The 5714-nt window shown below is 40.7% G+C and carries 6 protein-coding genes; all 6 read right to left on the bottom strand.

What is annotated here, in order from left to right; genetic code table 11:
- Positions 1 to 181: 181 nt before the first annotated feature.
- The 6 genes from AB1498_10690 to AB1498_10665 all read right to left on the bottom strand — a co-directional run bounded on the left by AB1498_10690 (position 182) and on the right by AB1498_10665 (position 5566).
- Positions 182 to 808 (bottom strand): SagB/ThcOx family dehydrogenase, encoded by a 627-nt coding sequence (locus tag AB1498_10690; protein MEW6088756.1) that lies wholly within the window; start codon positions 806 to 808, stop codon positions 182 to 184.
- A 219-nt stretch (positions 809 to 1027) separates the two neighbouring features.
- Positions 1028 to 1606 carry a MarC family protein gene (locus tag AB1498_10685; protein MEW6088755.1) on the bottom strand — a complete coding sequence of 193 codons (579 nt, stop codon included), beginning with the start codon at positions 1604 to 1606 and terminating at the stop codon, positions 1028 to 1030.
- Between the two features lie 41 nt (positions 1607 to 1647).
- Positions 1648 to 2661 (bottom strand): ATP-binding cassette domain-containing protein, encoded by a 1014-nt coding sequence (locus AB1498_10680; GenBank protein ID MEW6088754.1) that lies wholly within the window; start codon positions 2659 to 2661, stop codon positions 1648 to 1650.
- Between the two features lie 98 nt (positions 2662 to 2759).
- Entirely contained in the window at positions 2760 to 3611 is an 852-nt protein-coding gene (gene pstA, locus AB1498_10675) for a phosphate ABC transporter permease PstA (protein ID MEW6088753.1), read from the bottom strand.
- A gap of 70 nt (positions 3612 to 3681) precedes the next feature.
- Positions 3682 to 4596 carry a phosphate ABC transporter permease subunit PstC gene (gene pstC / locus AB1498_10670; protein MEW6088752.1) on the bottom strand — a complete coding sequence of 305 codons (915 nt, stop codon included), beginning with the start codon at positions 4594 to 4596 and terminating at the stop codon, positions 3682 to 3684.
- 46 nt (positions 4597 to 4642) lie between these two features.
- Complete coding sequence (locus tag AB1498_10665) at positions 4643 to 5566, bottom strand: substrate-binding domain-containing protein (GenBank protein ID MEW6088751.1); 924 nt, start codon at positions 5564 to 5566, stop codon at positions 4643 to 4645.
- Between the last annotated feature and the right edge of the window lie 148 nt (positions 5567 to 5714).

Raw genomic sequence — 5714 nt, 5'->3', positions numbered from 1 at the left:
TTATTCAAGAGGGTGGTCTGCACTACATTCACTTTTTTTTAATCCGCTATTGATTTATCAAGCTTTTTTAGATTTCCTTTAGCTAAAAAATATCATTCCCAATATCACACTGCGGAACTTGGGCTAGTGCTCTGGCAAATTATATGAACGTCTCTTCTCTTGCTTTCTTTTTCGGTACTGATTATATTTTTCCTATAGAGAGGATGTATATGGAAGATTCGTTTTCACCGTCGATTTCTAGAAGTTTGTTAAGTTTGTCATCGTAAAAAGCCCCAACAGCAACACAACCTAACGCAAGAGACGCAGCTTCAAGATAAATATTTTGCCCGATATGTCCTGCTTCTATATAAGCATACCTGTAACCCCGTTCACCATATTTCCATGTTATCCTTTTCCAAATTGATGTAAGAATAAAGGTCACATTTGCCTCACCTGTCACCTCCTGACCTAATGAGGCATCAGTGATTTCCTTTTTAAAATTCCCTTCTTTAACCAACTCCAGGCTATGATCAGAAAAAGAGTAGTGATAAAGCCCTTGTTTCAATTTTTCCACATCATTAACAATTAAATAAATTTCAATCGGATAAAGTGCGCCTGCTGAAGGTGCACTTCTATATACTGAGTTTCCTTCTTTTCTCGTTATCCCATCAGCGGCAAATAAAAGAATAGAAAGTTCTTTTAAAGAAACATGTTTTTTCTTGAAACTACGAGTAGATCTTCTTTTTTTTATCGCCTCTTCGAGGGGAATTCCCTTATAATCAGGCAGAGGCAAATCAATTTTTTCTTTGTCTGAATAATTTTTATACATAGTTGGCGGTTTAAGAAAACGAAAATCTGCTATAGTAGTTTCAATTGAAATCTTTTCTTCAGAATTAAATTTATTTTCATCCGCATTAACATATAAAAATATGAAAAGCAGATAAAAAGTTAAACTTAAGGGAATAAATTTACTTTTCACTTCGATTTAATAATATTCCAAAACCAAAATAAATTCAACTTAAAATAATGAAAGATTTGAAGAATGATTTTAAGGGATAAACTGCAATATACCTTTTCTAATCATCATAACGGCTATCGCACCGAGAAGAAGGCTTGTAATCTTTGAGAGGGCTTTGGCGCCGGATTCACCAATTATTTTTATAAGCCTATCCGACATGGAAAAAATCAAACCAGCCATTAAAACATTTACGGCGACAGATATCAATGTGGCATAAATTCCATATTCTTCAATGATAATTAATAATGTTGTTAAAACCGCAGGCCCAACGATTAACGGTGTGCCGAGCGGCACCGCCCCCAATTCCCTGGCTGGGACCCGCCGCCTTTTGCCGGATTTGATAATATCAGAAATCGCTATACTGAAAAGTATCGCGCCGCCGGCAATCATAAAATCGCCGACCGTAATCCCCAGGATGTTAAAAACCGCTTTGCCGAGAAAAATAAAACCGACAGCAAGTATTATTGCGGTAAATATGGAATTCAGGATTACCGCTGACTTTTCTTTTTCTTTCAACCCTTGAGTGAAAGAAATAAAAATCGGCAAAACACCGATTGCATCAACCGCGACAAACACAGGAATAAAGGCAAGCAAAATATTTTTTAACATGTTATTATTATAACTTGATTTTTAAATTTTACATTAAATATCTAAACAATATAATCCCGTTCCTGTTTCTGCATAACTATTTCCCAATCCATTTTGTCAAGCCTTTTTATTTCAAGGATTTTATGGCCGTCAAATTCTATTAAGTTTGGTATACCGCTGGATTCCGGATTATTGTCAATGATGATTTTTAAGATATTCCCCGCCGCAATTTCTTCGATGGCAAGTTTTATCTTTACAAAATTGCCCGGGGACACAGTCCCTTTTAAGTCAAGAACCTTATCAACTTTGGGCTCTTCTATAAATTTTCCATTGACATAATTCTGAGTTTTAAAATACCTCGGATTTCTAAAAACTGAACCCGCGGGGCCGTGTTCAATCAGATTTCCGAGATACAGGAATATCACATAATCAGCCACCCTCCTGGCCTGGGCTAAACTGTGTGTAACAAGCACAATTGTGTAACGGTTTTTCAGTTCCATCAATTGTTCCTCAATACGGTTGGACGAAATCGGATCCAATGCTGAAGTCGGTTCATCTCCCAGTATAACTTCAGGTTCAACGGCTAACCCTCTCGCGAGGCAAAGTCTTTGCTGCTGGCCTATGGATAACCCCGAAGCGGAAGCGTGCAGCCTGTTTTTCACCTCATCCCAGAGATGCGCTTCTTTTAAATACCGTTCCGCAAGTTGTTCGAGCTTTTTTTTATCTTTCAGGCCGTGAATCTTCGGGCCATAGACAATATTTTCATAAATTGACATTGGCAGAACCTGCGGCCTCTGTGAAAGATAACCCATTTTTTTACGAAGATTAATAATTTCAACAGCCGGGTCGTAAATGTCTTCTCCGTCAACAAGCACCCTGCCCTCAACTTTTATACCTTCGCGCAATTCAATCAGCCGGTTAAAAGATTTAAGCAAGGTGGTCTTCCCGCATCCCGAGGGCCCGATAATCGCAGTGATCTTTTTGTCGGGAATATCAATGGTTATATTATTTAATGCCTGCTGGCCGCCATACCATATTGACAGGTCTTTTACGCTGATGTGTGTCTTTGTTACCATAGAACTCCTATTGTTAGAACGGAAGAACTGAAGCGCGGAAGATCGGAAGGATTAAAAAATAGTGAACTTCCGCACTTCAGCGCTTCCGCGCTTCCGTGCTATTTAATAATGTGTCTCGAAAATCTTTTTGTCAAAATTCTCGACACGATGCTTATCAATAAAATAATAACCGTTAAAATAAGCGCCGACGCGTAACCCCGCGCCTGGACTTCCTCAAAAGGCGTTCCAAGCTGAAAAAATATGGCGAGGGGTAGGCTCGCGACCGGTTTGAATAATGAGGAAGGCAGGTTGTCGGTAAATCCCGTCGTAAAAAGAACTGCCGCCGCGTCGCTGATTCCTCTGCCGAAAGCTATTAAAACCGCTGTCAAAAGCCCGGGCATCGCCTGTTTAATAATCACTTTTATCCCTGTCTCAAGTTTAGTCGCGCCAAGAGAAAGCGATGCCTCTTCCAATTCCACCGGGACCATTTTTAAGACCTCGTCCATGCTTCGAACCATTATCGGTAAAACCACAAAACTTAAGGCGATAATACCTGCCAGAAGTGACGCTTTCAACCCGAAAAACAACATCAGCGTGAAACCAAACGCGCCGTAAACAATTGATGGAATCCCCCACAAAATATCCAAAAAAAACCTTATAATAAAAGCAAATCTTGATTTTTTATCAAGATACAAATTCAAATAAAAAGCCAGGGGCAGGGCGATTAAAATCTCCAAAAAAGTCGAGCCCAGTCCCAGGATTATGGAACCGAGGATCGCATTAAGGACCCCTCCCTCCTTCCCGATATAATACCCGCCTTCAGGGGTCTTTGTTATCATATCCAGATTCAAAGCGGGGAATCCCTTGATAAATATTGTTGTTACTATAAATACTAAACTCCCTACGACGATAAAAGCGGAAGTCATCATCAATATTTTAAAAAATATTTCTTCAAGTTTTCGTTTATTCATATTAAATTCTTTTGTAGGGCACGAACTTGTGGGTTCGCCCTCTTAGTTGGGCAGATACAGGGGTCTGCCCCTACTCTTTAACACGCAGCAAAATCCCCCATCCAAGCATATTAAATAAAATTGTCATCAATAATAATATAAACGCCGCTAAAAGGACAGCAGAATCATACAAGGGTATTGACATCATTTCACCGTAAGTGTTCGCGATAAACGCGGGCAGGGGATACGCCGTGTCGAAAATCGATTTTGGGAACTCCTGGAGGCTGCAGCCTGCAACCATTAAAACCGCTATGGTTTCACCCACCGCACGCGAAAGTCCCAAAATTATCGCGGCGATAATTCCCGGCCGCACCCTTTTTAAAACCACATATTTTACTGTCTCCCATTTTGTCGCGCCAAGGGACAACGACGCTTCACGCATCTCCAGGGGGACCGTTTTGATTATCTCATCAATAATCGAGATAATTATAGGAAAAACCATCACCGCTAAAACAATTCCGCCTGCCAGCGCGCTGTAACCGGTATAATTATCAGATATAAATGGGAAAAAACGAAGTTTCCCGCTCAGGAAAGGCATCAGGTAATCTCTTACAAGGGGCACGATAACAACACCCCCCCAGACGCCATAAATCACGGGTGAAATCCCCGCGAGAAGGTCAATCAGGGGTTTAATAAATTCACGTACGCGCCTTGGCGCGTATTCCGCGAGATAAATGCCGGTAAGAATACTCAGGGGTACGGAAATAATAACCGCGATTGTTGTCACCCAGACCGTGCCGAGAATAAAATTCAAAAGCCCGAATTTGCCCTGTGTCGGGTGCCAGCTTGTTGAAAACAACAAATCTTTTAATGAATTGACCGCGAGTATCGATTTAGACCTGCTGAATAAACCCAAAATTATCAAAAAAACGAGGCTTAAGGCCAACCCGGCCAAAAGCCCCATTATTTTCTTTGCAAGTAAGTCTTTGAATTTACGTATAGTCATGGTTGATCCGTTTAAACGGTTCAAATGGTTTAAACTGTTTAAACCGTTATTCTAATCCCTTCAGCACCTTTCCCCTGTCCGCCTTCGATATAGACAAACTCGTCCCGACTTCATCCACGATCTTTGTCCCTTCATCCGAAAGAGCGAAACTTATGAATTCTTTTACCAATCCCTTTGGTTTACCTTTAGTGAAGAAATAATTCTTTCTTGTCGCCGGGTATCTTCCGGCACGTATGGCTTTAACCGCGCTTTCACGGTCATTATATATTTCATCAGCGTCAGCGATACCATTTTCATTGGAATCAACAGGGACAAGTTTCGCACCTTTGACCACTTTCCCCTCTCGTGTAAACACATAGCTAAAATTAGAATAACCAATCCCAATCGGATCCCTTCTCGCCGCTTCAAGAAGCCCCGGGTCGCCGTAAATTCCCACGCCCTTTAAATCTTCCTGTTTTTTATCAATATAAGCGGCCCAGCTTGATGCCGCTCCGCAAGCATCGGAACGGGTATAAACATGGACGGATTTACCTATCTTTCTGCCTATTATATCATCCCATTTAGTAATTATGCCTGAAATATAAATATCAAACCATGTCTTTTTATTTATTCCCTTTTTCAATAAATCCGGAAGAGCGGGATTTTTATCGCTGATTACAGGATATACCGCGTCATGCAAAATATAAACCGGTGATATCCCTTTCTTAATTTCCGCGGGATCCGGGTCGCGCGATACCATCCCGATATCAACCAGGCCCGCGATAGCGTCCGCGGCCCCTTTCCCGGCCCCGCCGGCGGAAATATCAATTTGGACTTTTGGATTTAATTTTTTAAACGCCTCCGCCCACGCAACCGCAGTCGGGTAAATCGCCCATGCACCTGACAGGGTTATTGTGCCCTGCAATTCCTTCGCAAATGATATAGGACTTATAAGTCCTATAAGGCTTATTAAAATAAAAAATTTTTTCATTATTTTCTCCTCCTTTTCAACATACGTAATGTCAAAAATCTCTTTGACATTTTATTAAAATTCCTTATCATTATCGATAAAAATCAACTTTTTAAATGCTCCCCCCTGTTTTTAAGAAAATTTTGAGGTATAATAATCATCATATTGT

The organism is bacterium (assembly GCA_040754625.1).
GTDB lineage: Bacteria > JACRDZ01 > JAQUKH01 > JAQUKH01 > JAQUKH01 > JAQUKH01.
Note: the sequence above shows the minus strand (reverse complement) of the source record. Positions and strands in the feature narration are given on the sequence as shown.